The 18,126-nt window shown below is 72.6% G+C and carries 17 protein-coding genes and 6 tRNA genes; 9 read left to right on the forward strand and 14 right to left on the reverse strand.

Features of this window, described 5'->3' with window-relative positions; all coding sequences use genetic code 11:
* Positions 1-289: 289 nt before the first annotated feature.
* Together ACIRP7_RS15700 and ACIRP7_RS15705 are read right to left on the reverse strand one after the other, a co-directional pair.
* A tRNA-Val gene (locus ACIRP7_RS15700) sits at positions 290-361 on the reverse strand.
* Positions 362-437: 76 nt separating this feature from the next.
* Positions 438-899 carry a TIGR02611 family protein gene (locus tag ACIRP7_RS15705; protein ID WP_403658728.1) on the reverse strand — a complete coding sequence of 154 codons (462 nt, stop codon included), beginning with the start codon at positions 897-899 and terminating at the stop codon, positions 438-440.
* Positions 900-1,090: 191 nt separating this feature from the next.
* Between ACIRP7_RS15705 and ACIRP7_RS15710 the strand changes: the two genes are divergently transcribed.
* Both ACIRP7_RS15710 and ACIRP7_RS15715 read left to right on the forward strand, forming a co-directional pair.
* Positions 1,091-1,504, forward strand: coding sequence for an SsgA family sporulation/cell division regulator (locus ACIRP7_RS15710; RefSeq protein WP_004002642.1), 414 nt, complete (start codon positions 1,091-1,093; stop codon positions 1,502-1,504).
* A gap of 388 nt (positions 1,505-1,892) precedes the next feature.
* Entirely contained in the window at positions 1,893-2,453 is a 561-nt protein-coding gene (locus ACIRP7_RS15715) for a CGNR zinc finger domain-containing protein (RefSeq protein WP_403658731.1), read from the forward strand.
* 96 nt (positions 2,454-2,549) lie between these two features.
* Here the strand turns inward: ACIRP7_RS15715 and ACIRP7_RS15720 are convergent, their stop codons facing one another.
* The gene (locus ACIRP7_RS15720) at positions 2,550-2,702 is read right to left on the reverse strand and encodes a hypothetical protein (protein WP_020117509.1); all 153 of its coding nucleotides are present in this window, start codon (positions 2,700-2,702) and stop codon (positions 2,550-2,552) included.
* A gap of 156 nt (positions 2,703-2,858) precedes the next feature.
* Complete coding sequence (locus tag ACIRP7_RS15725; RefSeq protein ID WP_403659568.1) at positions 2,859-3,311, reverse strand: hypothetical protein; 453 nt, start codon at positions 3,309-3,311, stop codon at positions 2,859-2,861.
* A 224-nt stretch (positions 3,312-3,535) separates the two neighbouring features.
* Here ACIRP7_RS15725 and ACIRP7_RS15730 point away from each other — a divergent pair, with 224 nt between their 5' ends.
* Positions 3,536-4,057 carry a DsbA family protein gene (locus ACIRP7_RS15730; protein WP_403658735.1) on the forward strand — a complete coding sequence of 174 codons (522 nt, stop codon included), beginning with the start codon at positions 3,536-3,538 and terminating at the stop codon, positions 4,055-4,057.
* A gap of 7 nt (positions 4,058-4,064) precedes the next feature.
* Here ACIRP7_RS15730 and ACIRP7_RS15735 read toward each other — a convergent pair whose 3' ends face one another.
* Genes ACIRP7_RS15735 through ACIRP7_RS15745 form a run of 3 tightly spaced genes read right to left on the reverse strand, consistent with a single transcriptional unit; the run spans position 4,065 to position 6,807 of the window.
* Positions 4,065-4,895: a GNAT family N-acetyltransferase gene (locus ACIRP7_RS15735; RefSeq protein WP_403658738.1), complete on the reverse strand. Its 831-nt coding sequence runs from the start codon at positions 4,893-4,895 to the stop codon at positions 4,065-4,067.
* Between the two features lie 50 nt (positions 4,896-4,945).
* Positions 4,946-5,767 (reverse strand): aminotransferase class IV, encoded by an 822-nt coding sequence (locus ACIRP7_RS15740; protein ID WP_403658741.1) that lies wholly within the window; start codon positions 5,765-5,767, stop codon positions 4,946-4,948.
* Positions 5,764-6,807 carry a chorismate-binding protein gene (locus ACIRP7_RS15745; protein ID WP_403658744.1) on the reverse strand — a complete coding sequence of 348 codons (1,044 nt, stop codon included), beginning with the start codon at positions 6,805-6,807 and terminating at the stop codon, positions 5,764-5,766. Before ACIRP7_RS15745 ends, ACIRP7_RS15740 begins: the two co-directional genes overlap by 4 nt.
* Before the next feature lie 178 nt (positions 6,808-6,985).
* On the opposite strand from ACIRP7_RS15745, the gene ACIRP7_RS15750 reads away from it, so the two are divergent.
* The 5 genes from ACIRP7_RS15750 to ACIRP7_RS15770 all read left to right on the forward strand — a co-directional run bounded on the left by ACIRP7_RS15750 (position 6,986) and on the right by ACIRP7_RS15770 (position 7,453).
* Positions 6,986-7,058, forward strand: a tRNA-Gly gene (locus ACIRP7_RS15750).
* 39 nt (positions 7,059-7,097) lie between these two features.
* Positions 7,098-7,171, forward strand: a tRNA-Cys gene (locus ACIRP7_RS15755).
* Position 7,172: 1 nt separating this feature from the next.
* A tRNA-Val gene (locus tag ACIRP7_RS15760) sits at positions 7,173-7,244 on the forward strand.
* A gap of 34 nt (positions 7,245-7,278) precedes the next feature.
* Positions 7,279-7,350 (forward strand) — tRNA-Val (locus ACIRP7_RS15765).
* A 31-nt stretch (positions 7,351-7,381) separates the two neighbouring features.
* Positions 7,382-7,453, forward strand: a tRNA-Val gene (locus ACIRP7_RS15770).
* Between the two features lie 48 nt (positions 7,454-7,501).
* Here the strand turns inward: ACIRP7_RS15770 and ACIRP7_RS15775 are convergent.
* The 4 genes from ACIRP7_RS15775 to ACIRP7_RS15790 all read right to left on the reverse strand — a co-directional run bounded on the left by ACIRP7_RS15775 (position 7,502) and on the right by ACIRP7_RS15790 (position 10,084).
* Positions 7,502-7,810: a zf-TFIIB domain-containing protein gene (locus ACIRP7_RS15775; RefSeq protein WP_328783993.1), complete on the reverse strand. Its 309-nt coding sequence runs from the start codon at positions 7,808-7,810 to the stop codon at positions 7,502-7,504.
* An 80-nt stretch (positions 7,811-7,890) separates the two neighbouring features.
* On the reverse strand, positions 7,891-8,829 hold the full coding sequence (locus ACIRP7_RS15780; RefSeq protein ID WP_403658747.1) for an aminoglycoside phosphotransferase family protein: 939 nt from the start codon (positions 8,827-8,829) through the stop codon (positions 7,891-7,893).
* Positions 8,830-9,428: 599 nt separating this feature from the next.
* Positions 9,429-9,611, reverse strand: a complete 183-nt coding sequence (locus tag ACIRP7_RS15785; protein ID WP_352390023.1) for a hypothetical protein — start codon at positions 9,609-9,611, stop codon at positions 9,429-9,431.
* 197 nt (positions 9,612-9,808) lie between these two features.
* Positions 9,809-10,084: a hypothetical protein gene (locus ACIRP7_RS15790; RefSeq protein ID WP_403658751.1), complete on the reverse strand. Its 276-nt coding sequence runs from the start codon at positions 10,082-10,084 to the stop codon at positions 9,809-9,811.
* A gap of 196 nt (positions 10,085-10,280) precedes the next feature.
* Between ACIRP7_RS15790 and ACIRP7_RS15795 the strand changes: the two genes are divergently transcribed.
* Positions 10,281-11,693 (forward strand): protein kinase, encoded by a 1,413-nt coding sequence (locus ACIRP7_RS15795; RefSeq protein ID WP_403659571.1) that lies wholly within the window; start codon positions 10,281-10,283, stop codon positions 11,691-11,693.
* Between the two features lie 54 nt (positions 11,694-11,747).
* Here ACIRP7_RS15795 and ACIRP7_RS15800 read toward each other — a convergent pair whose 3' ends face one another.
* From ACIRP7_RS15800 to cobT, 3 genes are all read right to left on the reverse strand, one after another.
* Entirely contained in the window at positions 11,748-12,566 is an 819-nt protein-coding gene (locus tag ACIRP7_RS15800) for a TrmH family RNA methyltransferase (protein ID WP_403658754.1), read from the reverse strand.
* Between the two features lie 64 nt (positions 12,567-12,630).
* Complete coding sequence (gene cobA, locus ACIRP7_RS15805) at positions 12,631-13,872, reverse strand: uroporphyrinogen-III C-methyltransferase (protein WP_403658757.1); 1,242 nt, start codon at positions 13,870-13,872, stop codon at positions 12,631-12,633.
* Positions 13,873-14,012: 140 nt separating this feature from the next.
* On the reverse strand, positions 14,013-17,765 hold the full coding sequence (gene cobT / locus ACIRP7_RS15810; protein ID WP_403658760.1) for a nicotinate-nucleotide--dimethylbenzimidazole phosphoribosyltransferase: 3,753 nt from the start codon (positions 17,763-17,765) through the stop codon (positions 14,013-14,015).
* Between the last annotated feature and the right edge of the window lie 361 nt (positions 17,766-18,126).

Below are 18,126 nucleotides of genomic sequence, written 5' to 3' on the forward strand. Positions count from 1 at the left end.
TGATTCGGACAGGAATTTATTGTGAGTGCGGTGAGAGACAGGAGCGCCTCCAACCACCGAGAGGCACCGGGGAACTGACGATGCCCCAGGTGAGAGACGGGAGACCGGCCGATCGAACACCACGCAGGCCGTCCTACGACCTCGACGGGCGGCCGAAAAAGGGCGGGCGTCGGCACGGGCCTCCGTGGACCGTCACGCGAAGCGGAGCCGGCAGCCCCCGGCCTTCGGATCGGTGTGCGCACACGCCGACGGCCCGTCCGCGATCTCGCAGACGGGCCGTCGGTCCGGGTGGGCGATACTGGGTTCGAACCAGTGACCTCTTCGGTGTGAACGAAGCGCTCTCCCACTGAGCTAATCGCCCGGACGCAGGAAGAACATTACCCCATGTCAGGGGGTGCCTGTGACCAGCGGTGACAGCCCGGGCACCCCCTCGCGGCTCACTGGTCCTTGATGTTCCAGGGCATCTCGAAGCCGAACTTCCAGAGGTAGACACCGAGGACCGCGGCGATGATCACCAGACCGACCGAGGTCAGGATGATGTTGCGGCGGCGCACCTTGGGATCGAGGGCGCGCTGGGCCGCCTCGGTCACCTTGCGTTTGGTCCAGCGGAGCACGAGCTGGGCCCAGACGAACTCGGTCGCCCAGATCGCCATACCGCCGAAGATCACGACCCAGCCGGGTCCCGGCAGCGGCAGCATGATGATGCCGGCCACCACGACCGCCAGGCCGATGACGAAGACCAGGACCTGCCAGCTCAGGTGCAGCAGCCGCCGCGACTTGATGAATTCCGGCGCCTTGGAGCCGAGCCCCTGCTCGTCGTGCACCTTGTCCGACTTCTCGCCGCTCTGCTCATCACGCGCCACGGCGGCCTCGCGCGGCTCGTCACTCCCCGTATTCATACAGCCGAACCCTACCGGAGAGAAACCGGTCACCGGAATGGTCGTACCTCCCCAAGAGGTCCTCGGCCGGAAGAGTTACGTAAAGGCACGCAAAACACTCAGAGGGGTTTACAACGGCACCGTAGGTGGCATGTCGATTTCGCCGACGTGCGAATCCCCGAGCGCACACTGAGCGAAAGGCCCTGGCGCTTATGAACACCACGGTCAGCTGCGAGCTGCACCTGCGCCTCGTTGTGTCGAGCGAGTCCTCCCTGCCTGTCCCCGCAGGCCTGCGGTACGACACGGCCGACCCCTACGCCGTGCACGCCACCTTCCACACCGGAGCCGAGGAGACCGTCGAGTGGGTGTTCGCCCGCGACCTCCTCGCGGAGGGCCTCCACCGGCCCACCGGGACCGGCGACGTCCGAGTCTGGCCGTCGCGCAGTCACGGTCAGGGCGTCGTCTGCATCGCCCTGAGCTCCCCTGAGGGCGAGGCACTGCTCGAGGCCCCGGCGCGGGCCCTGGAGTCGTTCCTGAAGCGGACGGACGCCGCCGTGCCCCCGGGCACGGAGCACCGCCACTTCGATCTGGATCAGGAGCTCTCGCACATCCTGGCGGAAAGCTAGGGCGAGGCCCCACAGAGCCGCCCGGCGCCGTCCACTCGGGGAGACGGCTCGGGCAGGTACAACTGCATAAGGAACGACAGGCGGGGGGGGGGGGGGGGGGGGGGCGGCCCCCCCCCCCCCGGGGGGGGGGGCCCCCCCCCCCCCCCCCCCCCCCCCCCCCCCCCCCACCGCCGCCCCGGGGCGCCCCCCCCCCCCCGCGGCCGCGGGGCGGGGGGGGGGGGGGGGGGGGCCGCCCCCCCCCCCCCCCCCGCCCGGGGGGGGGGGGGGGGCCCCCCCCCCCCCCCCCCCCGCGCGCCTGTCGTGCTGCCCGCCACCGAGCCCCGGCGAGCCACTACCATCGGCCAGCATCGGCGGGCGTTCGCCCGACCCCCAGGCCAGGGAGCGAATCGTGCTGATCACCCACGACACCCGGTGCGCCCTCGACACCGTGGTCGATCTGGTGAACACCGCACCGGAGGACGACGCGTCGCCGGACGCGCTGCCGGATGTGGGGGCGCTCGAGGATTTCGTACGAAACCACGAGATCAGTGGGGTCGGGGTGCTCTCGGAGTTCGACCTGTCGGCCGTGCGCAAGATCCGCGGGCGGTTCGCCTCGGTCTTCGCCGCCCCGGACGCCCGGGCCGCCGCCGCCCTGATCAACGAACTGGTCGCCGCCGCGGGCACCACTCCCCAGCTCACGGACCACGACGGCTACGAGTGGCATGTGCACTACTTCGCGCCGGGCGCCTCCGTCGCCGACCACCTGGCGGCCGACTGCGGGATGGCGCTGGCGTTCTTCGTGGTGGCCGGGGAGCAGGAGCGGCTGAGGCGCTGCGAGGCCCCCGACTGCCGGCGGGCCTTCGTCGATCTGTCCCGCAACCGCTCGCGGCGCTACTGCGACAGCCGGACCTGCGGAAACCGTCTGCATGTGGCCGCCTACCGGGCGCGGCGCAAGGAGGCCGCGGGCTGAGGTCCGGACGGGGACAGGAGACCGGGCGGGGACGGAGTCCGGGCGGGGTGTCGACGTGGGCCCCGGCGGGTGACGCCGGGGACCCACGGGTACGGCTCAGAGCAGCAGCAGGTCGTGCAGCGCAGCCATGAGCAGAAGAGACCCGATCACCGCAAGGAAGATCATCAGCGGTGGCTGGGAAAGGGCGAAGAGGCATCCACGCGGCTCGTCCTGCGGCGGCGCGGTATCGCTCTGTTTCGTGTCCAGCATCTCGCGGCGATGATGGCGCAGTCCTCGACCCCGCCGCGATCAACACGCCCGAAATGGGCGGGAGTTCGCCGGATTCCGTGATGTCCGTTTCGGGTCGTGATCACTTACGGACCGACGCCGATCCGTCTACGAACGTTTCAGTTCACCACGCGACCGTCATATGCCGTGCTTCTTGAGGATGGCCTCGATGTCGCTGAAGTCGTCCGCGGCGGACCCGGTGGCCCCGGTCTTGCCCGCCGGGCGGGTCGCCGGGGTGCGTGCGGCCGGGCCGAGGGAGGGCGCGGAGGCCGTGGGGGCCACCGCCTCCTGCCGGGCGCCACGGGCCGCCGCCCTGCGCTCCTTGCGGGTGCCGCCGCGGCGGCGCTCCAGCGCGCGCGTGGTCGAGAACAGCACCCATGACAGGCCGAGCACACCGAAGCCCGCCCACGCGGTCGGGCTGAAGGCGGTGTCGGCGAGCCAGTCGACGACGCCGGTCATCACCAGACCCAGCGGGACGAGGGAGTAGGCGGCGATACGGGTCGCCGCGAGGAAACGCTTCCGGTACGCGGTGACCGCCGCGATGCCCAGGCCGGCCGCGGCGACGGCGGAACAGACGGTCTCGGCAATCATCCGGTCCTCCAGGCGGGGCTCGATCGGCAAGGTGCCGCTTCGTCCCTCTCCATCCTGCACCTCCCGGCCCCCACCGGGCCATGCCCCGGCAGGACATCAGGGACATCTCCGGGTCACCTCCTCCGCAGGTGCCGGTCGGGGCCGTACCGGTCGGGCCGGCGGATGGCGTCACGGACGGCCGGGGGCGATTGGGCCGGGTGGGCACGGGCTGGGAGACTGGACCCATGAGCGACCCCTCCCCCGTCCGTCCCGCCGCGCCCGTTCTCGATGTCTGGTGCGAGCTGCAGTGCCCGGACTGCCGTGACGCGCTGGACGATGTCCGGACCCTGCGTGCCCGTTACGGCGACCGCCTCGAGCTGCGGCTGCGGCACTTCCCGCTGGAGAAGCACAAGCACTCCTTCGCCGCCGCGCAGGCCGCCGAGGAGGCGCTGGAGCAGGGCAAGGGCTGGGAGTTCGTCGAGGCGGTGCTCGGCCGCGTCGAGAAGCTGGACCGTGAGGGAGAACCCTTCCTCGTCGAGGTTGCCCGTGAACTGGGCCTCGACGCCGAGGAGTTCGACACCGCGCTGATCGACGGCCGGCACATCCTGATCGTGGACGCCGACCAGGCCGAGGGCAAGGCGATCGGCGTGAGCGGGACACCGACGTATGTCATCGACGGCGAGCGTCTCGACGGCGGCAAGAGCCAGGAGGGGCTGCGCGAGCGGATCGAGGAGATCGTGGACCGGCTGCTCGCCGGGCAGGAGTGAGCCGGCCTCAGAGCAGGCTCTTGTACATCGAGTAACCCACCGTCACGTACCCCAGCGACTCGTACAGCCGCTCGGCCGGGGTGTTGCCCGCGAAGACATTGAGGCCCAGGACCCGTCTGCCGGAGGCGATCGTCTGGGCCTCGGCCAGCAGCATCAGGGACCGGCCGTGCCCGCGGCCGCGGAAGGGCTCCTCGGTCTCGACGTCGTAGACGGAGGCCATGGTGGCGCCGGTGAACTCCACCCACAGGATCCCGACCCGGACCCCGTCGTGTTCCAGGACGCTGAACAGCGCGTCCTCGGTCGCGGGGCCGCGCTCCGTCAACCATGTGTTGTCCCGCTCCGACCTCGCCCTCGCCTCGGTCTCGGGCACCCCGCGGTCGGCCCAGTCCCTGGCGTACTCCTCGATACCGCGCTCCGCCCACCGCCCGAACTCGGCCTCCGTCATGGGCCTGCCCCGGCTGCCCGCGGGCAGTTCGGGCGCGTCGGCACCGAGCGTCTTCTGCATGCCGCGGTTGCGGTGGACGTAGCCGAGCATGGCGGCGAGCCGCAGCGCGGGCTCGGCGTCGGCGGGGACCGTGATCTCCAGCTGCCCGCATCCCCAGCCCCGCGCCACCTCCTCGGCGGCGAGCGCGGCGACCGTGCCCCGGCCGCGCCTGCGGTCCGGCTCGTCGATCCGCAGGTCCCGGATCTGGGCGACGGCCGCTCCGAAGGCCGGGTGGGTCGCCAGGTGTATCGCCCCGACGGGACGGCTGTTCACGCACACCGTGTAGTGGCGGGACAGCGCCCCGTCGGAGCCGCGCTGCAGCGGCTCGGTCGGCCGCAGGGTGGTGGTCATCACCGGAGTTCTACCCGCTGCCGCGCGCCGGAGCAGCCCAATATCCCGGGCCTTTACGGATCGAGGTCGTCCCCGGCCCGCTCCTCGAAGATCCGCAGCGCCTTGGCGGTCACCGGGCCGGGCGCGCCCGGCAGTTCGCGCGCGTCGACGCGGTGGACGGCCTGGACGTCCCGCAGGGTCGAGGTGAGGAAGATCTCGTCGGCCCGCTCCAGGACGTCCAGCGGCAGGTCGGTCTCCTTGGCCCCGGTCCATTCGACGGTCAACGCGCGCGTGATGCCCGCCAGGCAGCCGGAGGCGAGCGGCGGGGTGTGGATCTCGCCGTCGAGCACGACGAAGACGTTCGACCCGGTGCCCTCGCACAGCTGCCCGACCGTGTTCGCGAACAGCGCCTCGGACGCACCGGCCGCACGCGCGCGTGCGAGTGCGACGACGTTCTCGGCGTACGAGGTGGTCTTGAGCCCGGTGAGGGCCCCTCGCTCGTTACGGGTCCACGGCACCGTGATCACCGCCGTGGAGTCGGGTCGCGGGGCGGACTCGCCGAGGGCGACCACCAGCGTCGGCCCGTGCTCGCCCCGGTCGGATCCGAGGGGGCCGTGGCCGCCGGTGTAGGTGATGCGCAGTCGTCCGAGCGGCATCGGATTCGCCTCGAGTACGGCGGCGCAGGCGCGGCGGACCTCGTCGTGATCGGGGTCGGGCAGCCCGAGGCCCCGCGCCGACAGCGTCAGCCGGTCGAGATGGCGGGTGAGGGCGAAGGGACGGCCGTCCACCGCCTTGACGGTCTCGAAGATGCCGTCGCCCACGGTCAGCCCGTGGTCGAAGACGGAGACGCGGGCGGTCTCGCTGTCCTGGAGCCCGCCGTCGAGCCAGATCTTCACGTAAAGGTCCCTCCACTCGCCTCGTACGTCCCCGACGCTACCGCGAGCAGCCGGGACGCCTTCAGCTCGGTCTCCCGCCACTCCCCCTCGGGGTCGGATCCCCAGGTGATCCCGGCGCCGGTCCCGAAGCGCAGCACTCCTGCGGCGCGATCGATCCAGAAGGTGCGGATGCCGACGGCCAGCTCCCCGGTACCCCGGTCCGCGTCGACCCAGCCGACGCCTCCGCAGTACGGCCCCCGGGGCGCGGTCTCCAGGGCGTCGATGATCCGCAGGGCGCTGGACTTGGGCGCACCGGTGACCGAGCCGGGCGGGAAGGCGGCGCCGAACAGCTCGGCCCAGCCGGCCCCCGCGGACAGCTCGCCCCGCACGGTCGACACGAGATGGACCAGCCCCGGATGCTTCTCCACGGCACACAGGTCGGGAACGGTGACGCTGCCCGTGGCGCACACCCGCCCCAGGTCGTTGCGGACCAGGTCGACGATCATCACGTTCTCGGCGTAGTCCTTGGCCAGCAGGTCGTCCTCGGTCCGCCCGGTCCCCTTGATCGGCCCCGACTCCACGATCCGCCCCGTCCTGCGCAGGAACAGCTCGGGGGACGCGGTGGCGATCTCCACCCCGTGTCCGGGCAGCCGAATCGTTCCTGCGTACGGCGCCGGGTTGCCGCGGGCCAGCAGCGCGGTCAGCGCGTCCACGTCGGCGTCGGGCGCGACGGGCGCGGTCAGGACACGGCAGAGGTTGGCCTGGTAGACCTCACCGGTGGCGATGTGCGCGCGGATCCGCCGTACGCCCTCGGTGTACGCGGCGCGATCCAGCGACGACGTCCAGTCACCGGCCGCGGGCCCGCGCCACGCCCCTGGCCGCGGCGCGGGCACCGGCTCCCGGCGTACGTCGGCGAAGCGGGCGCACGTCAGACCGCCCTCGAAGTCCGCGGCGACGGCCCAGAAGCCGCTGGAGTCCAGGGCCGCGGGATCGCTGGTGACATCGAGGAGACCGGTGGCGACGCGGTCGCCAAAACGGGCGAGAGGAGCTAGGTCGAGCACGTGGCCGAGTCTATGGCGGGTGTCCTGTGGGTGACCTGGCCATGTCCTTGAAGGCGCCCTGACCACGTACGTCGACATGCGCACCGCAGCACGCTGCGCAAACGCGTTTTTGTGATGGCCCCGGAATCCGCTAGAGTTCAACTCGTCGCCGGGCCGCGAGAGCGGAACGAAACGACAAGCGGACGTAGCTCAGTTGGTAGAGCGCAACCTTGCCAAGGTTGAGGTCGCCAGTTCGAACCTGGTCGTCCGCTCGATGGAACCAGGGGATCTTCCCGAGCCCCTGCACTCCTGGTGGAGTGGCCGAGAGGCGAGGCAACGGCCTGCAAAGCCGTCTACACGGGTTCAAATCCCGTCTCCACCTCCAAGGACGATTAGCTCAGCGGGAGAGCGCTTCCCTGACACGGAAGAGGTCACTGGTTCAATCCCAGTATCGTCCACTGGATCTTCGGCAGATCATCGAAGGTCTGACCCGCGCGATTAGCTCAGCGGGAGAGCGCTTCCCTGACACGGAAGAGGTCACTGGTTCAATCCCAGTATCGCGCACGCAGCACGCACGATCTCGATCGTGGTTCCCGCGCGATTAGCTCAGCGGGAGAGCGCTTCCCTGACACGGAAGAGGTCACTGGTTCAATCCCAGTATCGCGCACACACCGAAGCCCCCGGCCCTGCGGCCGGGGGCTTCCTCGTCTCCTGGTCAGCTGGAGAACAGCATGTGGCCGAAGCCGCGGTTGCGGTGGTGACCGCCGTGGCCGCCGTGGCCCCCGTAGTGACCGCCGCCGTGCTGCGGAGCGCCCCAGGCCGGTGCGCCGGGCTGGGCCGGGTACTGCGGAGCGGCCGGCGGCGGCGGAACGGCGGGGCCGCCGCCCCACTGACCCTCCAGCCGGGTCAGCGCCTCCAGCTCGCCGTAGTCGAGAAAGATCCCGCGGCAGCCGCTGCACTGCTCGATCTGGACACCGTTGCGGTTGTACGTGTGCATGGGGGCGTGGCACTTCGGACACTGCATCGTCGGCTCAACTCCTCGCCGGTCGGTCCTGCTTAGCGTTACGCCAGGACAGACTCTGTCCGGCTCTGGTCGGTTGCACCCTACTTCGCGAAACCGTCCGCCAACTCCGGCGGGGTGGAACCCATTCGGTCACAGGCGTCGACGACCGCCTGCTCCACGTCGTCCAGCGCACGGCCCGCCTCGGTCGCCTTGGCGATCGCCCGGGCGGCGGTCTGCACGGTGAGCGCGCGGGCGGCGACGTCCAGGGCCGGCCAGGGGTCGCCCTCGGCGGGAACCGCGGGGCCCCCGGCTGCCCGGTAGGCGCCGAGAAAGCGGGACCAGTCGTCGGGCGGGAGCAGTCCGCAGGCGTACCAGGCGGCGGGGCGGGCGAGGTCCCAGGTGGGTTCTCCCACGCCGAGGTCGTCGACGTCGATGAGACGCCAGGGACCGTCGGGGGCGGGGTGACGGACCAGCTGGCCGAGGTGGAGGTCGCCGTGACAGAGGGTCGTGGTGTCGGACATGGGGGTCTCGGCGCGGGCCCAGGACGGGAGGGTTCGCCAGGCGCGGAGCACGGGCACGGCGTGCCTTCGGCGGCTGGTGGAGAGGAGCCGGGCCATGGCCAGGGCTGCTTTGGCGGGGCCGCGCATGGGGGGCAGGCCGGGTGGGGCGGGGGTGCGGTGGAGGTGGGCGAGGAGGATGGCGGCGGCCTGCCAGGGGGCGGCGTCGGGGTTCTGCGGGTCCACGGGTTCGCCGTAGGGCCAGAAGGTGACGAGCCGGCCGTGCAGGTCTACGGGGGTATCGGCGAGTGGGGGCAGCAGGATGCCGGGGAGGTGGGCGGCCGCGGCAAGGCGGGGGGCCAGGTCGGCGGGGGCGGTGTCGGGGGCGTGAGCCTTGGCGACGGTGTCGGCGTGACGGACGACGGTGGCGTCGGGGCGGTCGGCGAGGGTGTTCGCCCCGCAGGGGCACGCCGACGAGCTCCGTGAGTGAGCCTCGGTCCTGGCTCTGAGGGTGAGCTCGGTGAGCAGGGGGTGGGTGGTCACGGGGCTCCCTGGGCGACGGGGTGGTCTGCTCGTGAGGGTACGCACGTCGCGCCTCAGGGGGTGCCGGGTCGGACAGTCGGGCGGGTGCGGGTGCGTTGTGGCTGGTCGAGCAGTTCCCCGCGCCCCTGGGGGGTGCAGTCACCTGCGCCAGGACGGAACCGTTCGCCGGACCGCGCGCCACCACGGGCCGTTGGCCGCGTACGGCGGGAAGGGGACGGGGTGGGGGGTCTCCGCCCGCAGCGGCCGGCGTCCGTTACAGAGCACTTATGAAGGGACAGTTTCCGCCGGACCGAGGACGGATACCCCCACCCCGGCACCGACCCCAAACACACCGCACGCGCTGCACGAGCCCCCACCGGGGCCGCACGGGCCGCCGCAGGCATTCAGGGGCGCGGGGAACTGCGCACAACGCCCGCCCCCACCGAACCCGCACCCGACCAGGCCCCCACAGACGCCCACAGACGCCCACAGGGCAAAGCAATGCCGGCGCAGCTCCCCAGCTGCGCCGGCATTTTGCCGTCCGCCGCACCCCCGTCCCCACGGGGTTTCATGGGTTGATGTCCCCGCCCGGACCGCTCTTCCGGGCCTGGGGTCGCCGCTCAGCGCCCCAGCATCACTCCCACGGACGACGCCTGTGTGGCCACTGTCTCCCAGCCGTCGAAGACGACGAGGAGCAGGACCGCCAGAGGAAGGGCCATCAGCGTCGCCACCAGCGGGTGGCGACGGCCCGTACGGCGGGGCTGACGTGTGCGGAACAGTGTCCGCGGTGCCGTAAGAGCCATGGTCCCTCTCCTGACCGTTCTGTTGTCGTTTGGCAGCGGCGGGTGTCTGACCTCGGGGGACGAGTGCTGCACCCGCCGCTTGACCTCAAATCTAGGCGTCATGGGCTTCCCGCACGTCATGCCCTCGTACCGATTGCCGGGCCTCCCCGAGGATGAGCCATGACCAGCGGAGTACTCCCATGGGTGGAGACGGGGACCTAGGTCTCCGGGTCTTCCCGGAGGGGTCGTCCGGTCTGCGCCGCTTTCTCCGAGATGTCCTCGCGCGGCACCGGCTGCTCCACCAGAGCCAGCACCCGGGTCGCCATGAACCGGGCCGTCCGCACCACAGAGCCGTTCCGCGTGACTTCGCTCACTTCCACGACACCTCGTCGTACCGCCGTCTCCACTCGGCGGCCCGCCCTGCTCGCCACCACCTCGTAGGTGCGCGTCGTGTCACCTGCGTCCACGACTATCTCCACGCGATCACCCTTCACGGGTTCAATCCCCCTTCTGCGACGGGTGGTTGGGATCACATCCGAAGCGAAGTCCGCCCGCCCTGCGGCTCCCTGACCACCCCTCAATTCTCCCACCCGGCACTGACAATCCACCGGCCCGAGAGGGCGCGGCCTCTGCGCGCGGCGGCCCGTGGAAACGTAAGCTGTGGCTCGTCACACGGACCGGGCAGCGGGGATGAACATGGCGATGATGCGCCTGAGGCGCGAGGACCCGCGCGTCGTCGGCTCGTTCAGGCTTCACAGACGGCTCGGCGCCGGGGGGATGGGAGTCGTCTACCTGGGCTCCGACCGCAAGGGGCAGCGGGTCGCGTTGAAGGTCATCCGGCCGGATCTGGCCGAGGACCAGGAGTTCCGGTCGCGGTTCGCGCGCGAGGTCTCCGCGGCCCGGCGGATCCGCGGCGGCTGCACCGCCCGGCTCGTCGCGGCCGATCTGGAGGCGGACCGTCCGTGGTTCGCCACCCAGTACGTGCCCGGCCCCTCCCTCCACGACAAGGTCGCCGACGAGGGCGCGCTCGGCGCCGCCGAGGTCGCCTCCATCGGGGCCGCCCTGTCGGAGGGGCTCGTCGCCGTGCACGAGGCGGGGGTGGTGCACCGGGATCTCAAGCCGTCGAACATTCTCCTGTCGCCCAAGGGTCCGCGGATCATCGACTTCGGTATCGCCTGGGCGACCGGAGCCTCCACCCTCACCCATGTCGGCACCGCCGTGGGCTCCCCCGGCTTCCTCGCGCCCGAGCAGGTGCGCGGCGCCGCGGTGACGCCGGCCACCGACGTGTTCTCGCTGGGCGCGACCCTGGCGTACGCCTCGATGGGCGACTCGCCCTTCGGGCACGGCAGTTCCGAGGTGATGCTGTACCGCGTGGTGCACGAGGAGGCCCAGCTGCACGGCGTGCCCGACGCGGTCGCCCCCCTCATCCGCGCGTGTCTGGCGAAGGACCCCGAGGAGCGGCCGAGCACCCTCCAGTTGTCGCTGCGGCTCAAGGAGATCGCGGCCCGCGAGGCCCAGGGCCTGCCGGATCTGCGCCCGCCCGCCCCGCGCGCCGCCGAGGCGGACCGGCCCACCGGACGCATCGCCGACACCTACCCGGAGCGGACCGCCCAGCGACGTCCTCAGGGGCAGCCGGGCACGTCCGGCTCCCAGGGAACTCCCCAGTCCCGTGGTTCCGGGCAGGTCCGGGGCCAGGCCCCCGCCCGCGGCGGGGTTCCGTCACGTGGCGGCAGCACCCCGCGCGGCAACGGCGTACCTTCCTCCCGCCCGGGCCCGCGGCCCACCCCGGCCTCCTCGCGGAACACGACCCGCTCGGGCAGCGGCAGCCGGCCCGCGCCGCGCAGCGGTGCCGGGCGCCCGGCCTCCAGGAAAACCAAGACGGGGCTGCGCCCCGCGAACCCTCGCCTCCTGCGCCAGCGGCTGTTCGTGTTCGTCGTCGTGACCCTGCTCGTGGCGCTCGGCATCGCCGCGGCCCAGGGGTGCCAGGGGCCGCCGCGCGGGCTCGGCGGCGAGGACGGCGTCGTACGGGAACTGCGGCAGGGGCAGGTGCACGCGTCGCCGGACCAGGCACCGCCGCGGCGGTCGGGCGGCGGCACGGGCTGAGTACGGCGCCGGGACCGCCGTAGGCGATGTGCCGGAGCAGCGGACGACCGCTGATCAGTCCTGCGGTCGTCCCGTGGCCACCGCGTAGAAGGCGACCGCGGCCGCCGCGCCCACGTTGAGGGAGTCGACGCCGTGGGCCATCGGGATACGGACCCACTCGTCGGCGGCGACCAGGGCCTGGGTGGTCAGGCCGTCGCCCTCGGCGCCGAGCATCAGCGCGACCCGGTCCATCCTGTGCGGGGCGGCCTCGTCGAGGGTCTTGGCCTTGGCGTCCGGGGTGAGGGCGAGGAGGGTGAAGCCGGCCTCGCGGACCGACTCCAGGCCCTTGGGCCAGGTGTCGAGGCGGGCGTAGGGGACGGAGAAGACCGCGCCCATCGAGACCTTGACGCTGCGGCGGTACAGCGGGTCGGCGCAGTCCGGGGAGAGCAGGACGGCGTCCATGCCCAGGGCCGCCGCCGAGCGGAAGATCGCGCCGATGTTGGTGTGGTCGTTGACCGACTCCATGACCACCACCCGGCGGGCGGTCTGGAGCAATTCGGCCGCCGTGGGCAGCGGTTTGCGCTGCATGGAGGCAAGCGCGCCGCGGTGCACGTGGTAGCCGGTGACCTGCTCGGCGAGCTCCGGGCTGACGGCGTATACAGGGGCGGGGAGTTCGTCGATGACGTCGCGCATGACGTCGACCCACTTCGCGGACAGCAGCATGGAGCGCATCTCGTAGCCCGCGTCCTTCGCCCGGCGGATGACCTTCTCGCCCTCGGCGATGAACAGGCCCTCGGCCGGCTCGCGTTTGCGCCGCAGTTCGACGTCGGTCAGGCCCGTGTAGTCGTGCAGGCGCGGGTCGTCGGGGTCCTCGACGGTGATGAGATCGGCCACAGGGTGATACTGCCTTGTCCTGGGTGCGGTGCCAACGGCTGGGAACGGGTTGTGTTACCCCGGGTTACGCCGAGGGCTCGGAGACCCGGGGTCCTACGGCGACGACCTCGCCGACGACGATGACGGCCGGCGGCTTGACTTCCTCGGCGACGACCACGTCGGCGACCGTCGCCAGGGTGGCGTCGACCCGGCGCTGGGCGGCCGTCGTGCCCTCCTGGACCAGGGCGACCGGGGTGTCGGGCGACTTGCCGTGAGCGACCAGGGTCTCGGCGATCCGGCCGATCTTGTCGACGCCCATGAGGATCACGAGGGTGCCGGTGAGCTTGGCGAGCGAAGGCCAGTCGACCAGCGAGCGCTCGTCGTCGGGGGCGACATGGCCGCTGACCACGGTGAACTCGTGGGCGACGCCGCGGTGGGTGACGGGGATGCCGGCCGCGCCCGGCACCGAGATCGAACTGGAGATACCGGGGACGACCGTGCAGGGAATGCCGGCCTCGGCGAGGGCCTGCAGTTCCTCCATGCCGCGGCCGAAGACATAGGGGTCCCCGCCCTTCAGCCGTACCACCGACCTGCCCTGCTTGGCGTGCTCGATCAGGGCGTTGTTGATGGCCTCCTGGGCCATGAAACGGCCGTACGGGATCTTCGCGGCGTCGATGACCTCGACGTGCGGCGGGAGTTCGGCGAGGAGGTCGCGGGGGCCGAGGCGGTCGGCGATGACGACGTCGGCCTCGGCGAGGAGGCGCCGGCCGCGGACCGTGATCAGGTCGGGGTCGCCGGGGCCGCCGCCGACGAGGGCGACGCCCGGGGTGCGGGTGCGGTGGTGGGGGGCGACGAGGGTGCCGTCGCGCAGGCCCTCCACGACCGCGTCCCGGACGGCCGCCGTGTGGCGGGGGTCGCGGCCCTTCACGTTCGTCGTGAGCACGGCGACCGTGACGCCCTCGCTGTGGCCCGTCGCCGGGGTCCAGGCGGTGGCGGCATCGGCGTCGTCGGAGCGGACGCACCACACGCGGTTCCGCTCGGCCTCGGCGGACGCCAGGGTGTTGGCTTCGGTGTCACCGGTCGCGATCAGGGCGTACCAGGCCGCGGCCAGATCGCCCTCCCGGTAGGGCCGCTTCTCCCAGGTGATCTCGCCGGCGTCCGCCATCGCCTCCACCGAGGGGGTGGCCTCTGGGGACACCAGGAGGACGTCCGCGCCCGCCGCGATGAGGGCGGGCAGGCGGCGCTGGGCGACCTGGCCGCCGCCGAGGACGACGACCCTGCGGCCGGTGAGGCGGAGGCCTACGGGGTAGGCGGGATGTTCGGCCATGAGGTGCGGCTCCTCGTGCTGGCAAGGCGATGGGTGCTACGGCGCTGGAGCAGCCCTGACGTGCAGATTTTAGAGACGGGTTCAGCGTACGGCCGGGGTGGGGTGCACGCAGGAGCGCGTGGCCCACCCCGGTCGCGGGGTCACTTCTCGGTGACGCCCGCCGAGTCGAACGTGGCGACCTCGTGCATGGCCCGCGCCGTGCTCTGGACCAGCGGCAGCGCCAGCAGGGCGCCCGTGCCCTCGCCGAGGCGCAGGTCGAGGTCGACCAGGGGACGCAGGCCCAGCTTGTTGAGGGCGGCCACGTGGCCCGGTTCGGCGCTGCGGTGGCCCGCGATGCAGGCGGCGAGAACCTCCGGGGCGATCGCGCGGGCCACCAGGGCGGCGGCGCCCGCGCTGACGCCGTCGAGGATGACCGGGGTGCGCAAGGACGCGCCGCCCAGCAGCAGCCCGACCATCGCCGCGTGCTCGAAGCCGCCGATCGCCGCCAGGACCCCGATCGGGTCGGCGGGGTCCGGCTGGTGGAGTTCGAGCGCGCGGCGGACGACCTCGGTCTTGCGGGCCAGCGTCTCGTCGTTGATGCCGGTGCCGCGGCCGGTGACCTCGGCGGCGTCGGCGCCCGTGAAGACGGAGATCAGGGCGGCGGACGCGGTGGTGTTCGCGATGCCCATCTCGCCCGTGAGGAGCGCCTTGTTACCGGCCGCGACCAGGTCGCGCGCGGTCTCGATGCCGACCTCGATGGCCTGCTTGGCCTCCTCGCGGGACATCGCGGGGCCGGCGGTCATGTCGGACGTACCCGCGCGGACCTTGCGGGGCAACAGGCCCGGGGTGGCCGGGAGTTCGGACGCCACGCCGACATCCACCACACACACCTCGGCGCCCACCTGAGCGGCGAACGCGTTGCAAACGGCCCCGCCGCCGAGGAAGTTGGCGACCATCTGGGCCGTCACCTCCTGCGGCCAGGGAGTGACGCCCTGGGCGTGCACGCCGTGGTCACCGGCGAAGATCGCGACGGCCGCGGGCTCCGGGATGGGCGGCGGGCACTGCCGGGACAGCCCGCACAGCTGGGCGGAGATGATCTCCAGCATGCCGAGCGCGCCGGCCGGCTTGGTCATCCGCTTCTGCCGTTCCCAGGCCTCGCCGAGCGCCTTGGCGTCCAGTGGGCGGATCTGGGCGACGGTCTCCCCGAGCAGGTCGTGCGGCTCCTCGCCGGGCAGGGCGCGGCGGCCGTACGTCTCCTCGTGCACGACCCAGGACAGCGGGCGGCGCTTGGACCAGCCGGCCTGCATCAGCTCGGGCTCGTCCGGGAACTCGTCGACGTACCCGACGCACAGGTAGGCGATGACCTCCAGGTGCTCGGGGAGCCCGAGCGCGCGGACCATCTCGCGCTCGTCGAAGAAGCTGACCCAGCCGACGCCGAGGCCCTCGGCGCGGGCGGCGAGCCAGAGGTTCTCCACGGCGAGCGCGGCGGAGTACGGGGCCATCTGCGGCTGGGTGTGCCGGCCGAGGGTGTGACGGCCGCCGCGGGTGGGGTCGGCGGTGACGACGATGTTCACCGGGGTCTCGAGGATGGCCTCGATCTTCAGTTCCTTGAACTGCTTGGCCCGGCCCTTGGGCAGCGACTTGGCGTACGCCTCGCGCTGGCGCTGGGCCAGGTCCTGCATCGCCGCGCGTGTCTCGGCGGAGCGGATGACGACGAAGTCCCAGGGCTGCGAGTGGCCGACGGAGGGCGCGGTGTGGGCGGCCTCGAGGACACGGAGCAGCACCTCGTGCGGGATCGGGTCGCTGCGGAAGCCGTTGCGGATGTCACGGCGCTCCCGCATGACCTTGAGGACGGCCTCGCGTTCGGCGTCGTCGTAGGCGGGCGCGGCGGGGCCCGTGGACCGTGGTGCCTCTGCCACGGGGGCGGTGCTCACTGCTTCCTGGTCTTCCTGGTCTTCCTGGTCTTCCTGATCGGCCGCCCGGGTGTCCAGGTCGTCCGCCTGCTGGGCGAGTTGGGGGTCACCGCCCGTCTCACGCGGGGTGGGCAGCGACAGGGGGTGGGGCGGGGTCGGCGCGAGGTGCGGGGTGGTCGGCACGGAGCCGTCCACCGGCACGAACTCGCCCAGCGGCCGGCCGGGTCGGGGTTCCGAGGGAACTCCGGCGGGCAGGACGGCGGGCGCCTCGAACGGGGGCTGCGCGCCGGGGAGTTCCGCCGCGAGCGGCTGAGGCGCCGGAGTCTGGGGACCCTGCGGCGCCTGGTCCGGGGCGGGCTGCGCGGCCGGCTCCGTCGGCTGTACGTCGGTCTCGGCCGCGTCCGCCGCGAGGGGCTCCGGCTCCTCCTGGACGGGGCTCTGCTGGTCGTCGACGGGCTGAACTGCGGGTGCGGGCTCCTGCTCCTGCTCCTGCTCCTGCTCCTGCGCGGGCTGCTCGGCCGGGAGTGGCCCGGGGGCCTCCGCGGCGACGTCGTCCTCCGCGGGTGTCGGGAGGTCTTCGGCCGGTGCGGTGACGACGTCCACCGGCTGCGGAACCTGCGGAGTCACGGCTTCGGGGGCGACCGGGGCGACCGCGGCGACCGCGGCGACGGCTTCCTCGGCGGGGGGTGCGATGTCCGGAGCGGCCGCGGTTTCCTCCACCGGGTCCGCTTCCTGGACCGCGTCCGCCTCTGGGACAACGTCCACGTCCTCGGTCACCGCTTCCGGGACAATCGCTTCCGGTGCGGCCGTTTCCGGTGCGGCAACAACCTGCGGGGCGACGGCAACTGCCGCCTCCTGTGCATCAGTGCCCGATGCGACTCCGGCGTCAACGACCTCTGGCGCGGGCATCGGCGCCTGCTCGGGCGCCGCGTCCGCCTGGGCTTCCTCCATCACCGGCGCGGTTTCAGCGGCGTCGGCGGCATCCGGGGCGGCGACCGCGTACTCCGCGGCGTCGACGACGGCGGGACCGGGGCCCGGGACCTGCTCGGCCTCGGCCTCGGCCGCCTCCGCAACGACAGCGGTGTCGGCGTCAGGAGTCCGGTCGGCCACGTCGGGCACGGGTCCGTCAGGCAGAACCTCAAGCGCGGGCTGCACCTCGTAGGGCAAGGAGCCGTCCACCGGCACCTGCTCCCCACTCACCTCGACGCCACCGACCTCAGCCGGCTCGCCCTCCACCGGCTGGGCTTCCTCGAACCCCGAAACGTCGGCCAGGACCTGATTCGCTTCGGGGACCGGAGCCTGCAGCGGCTCCGGCGCGTGCACGGCCTCGGGGGCCGGTACGGCATCCGGCACCGGCGCCACCGGGACCTCGTACTCGGCGATCTCCGCCTCAGGAGCGAGGTCGGCTGTCGCAGCCTGTGCAGCGACCGCCGGTTCCGGCGCCGGAACAACCGTTTCGGCAGCCGGGGCCACCGTGCTCACCGGCGTCTGGACGGCGACCTGGGCCGGGGCACCCCACGGGACCGCGCCCTGCGGCTGCGGGGTGTCGTAGTACTCGGGGCCGGGTGCGGCCGCGGCCGGCTGCCGTACCGGTGCGCCCGCGGGGCCGCGGTCGGCGAGGGAGCGGACCGGGCTCGCGGAGGCGTCGGGGATCGGCGGGCCGAGGTGCAGCGGCCGGCGGGGCGTGATGGGCGGGATCGGCACCGTAGGAGCCTGGACCTGGGGCGTACGGACCGCGCTCAGATCGTGCGCTCCGCTGTCCCGGCCGGACATCTCGTGCGGGCCCGGCTCGTGGACGGTCTCGACGACCGGTTCGGGAGCGGGCGGGGCGACCTCGTTGCCCCACGGGCTCTGGGCCCCCGGCAGCAGCAACAGGTCTTCGTCCTCGGCGGTGGTCTCGGAGAGGTAGGTGTACGCACCCGGCGCGGGAACGCCGGGCTGTTCCACCATGCCTGCGTTCTCCGGCAGTCCCTCGCCCGGAACCTGGCCGGTGTCGGTCATGCGTACCCCTCGCCCATCGGTTAGTGCTTCTACGACCAGCTCACCGGGGACGGCGCACCGACCGCCCCCGTGAAGAACGAGCGTGCGCGCCCAGCGGCACGAACGGCCCGCCGAGAAAGACGACAAAGCCATTAACTGGCATTGTCCCGGCCGTTCCGCCGTCGCGACAGGTTGATCCGCGACAGCCCGCTGTGGACTGCGCCACGTTGCGCGTCCTCCGGTTCTGCCGTACCACACCCACCCCAAAACGGGCGCGCTTTCCGGACATTGACGAACGAATGCCGGGCCACCGGGTGCGGTACAACGGTCGGCCAGCCTACCGCGCGCAGTACGACAACAGGATCACGGGGACGGCGGGACG

Origin of the sequence: Streptomyces sp. NPDC102270, from assembly GCF_044766405.1 — a bacterium.
Taxonomy (GTDB): domain Bacteria; phylum Actinomycetota; class Actinomycetes; order Streptomycetales; family Streptomycetaceae; genus Streptomyces.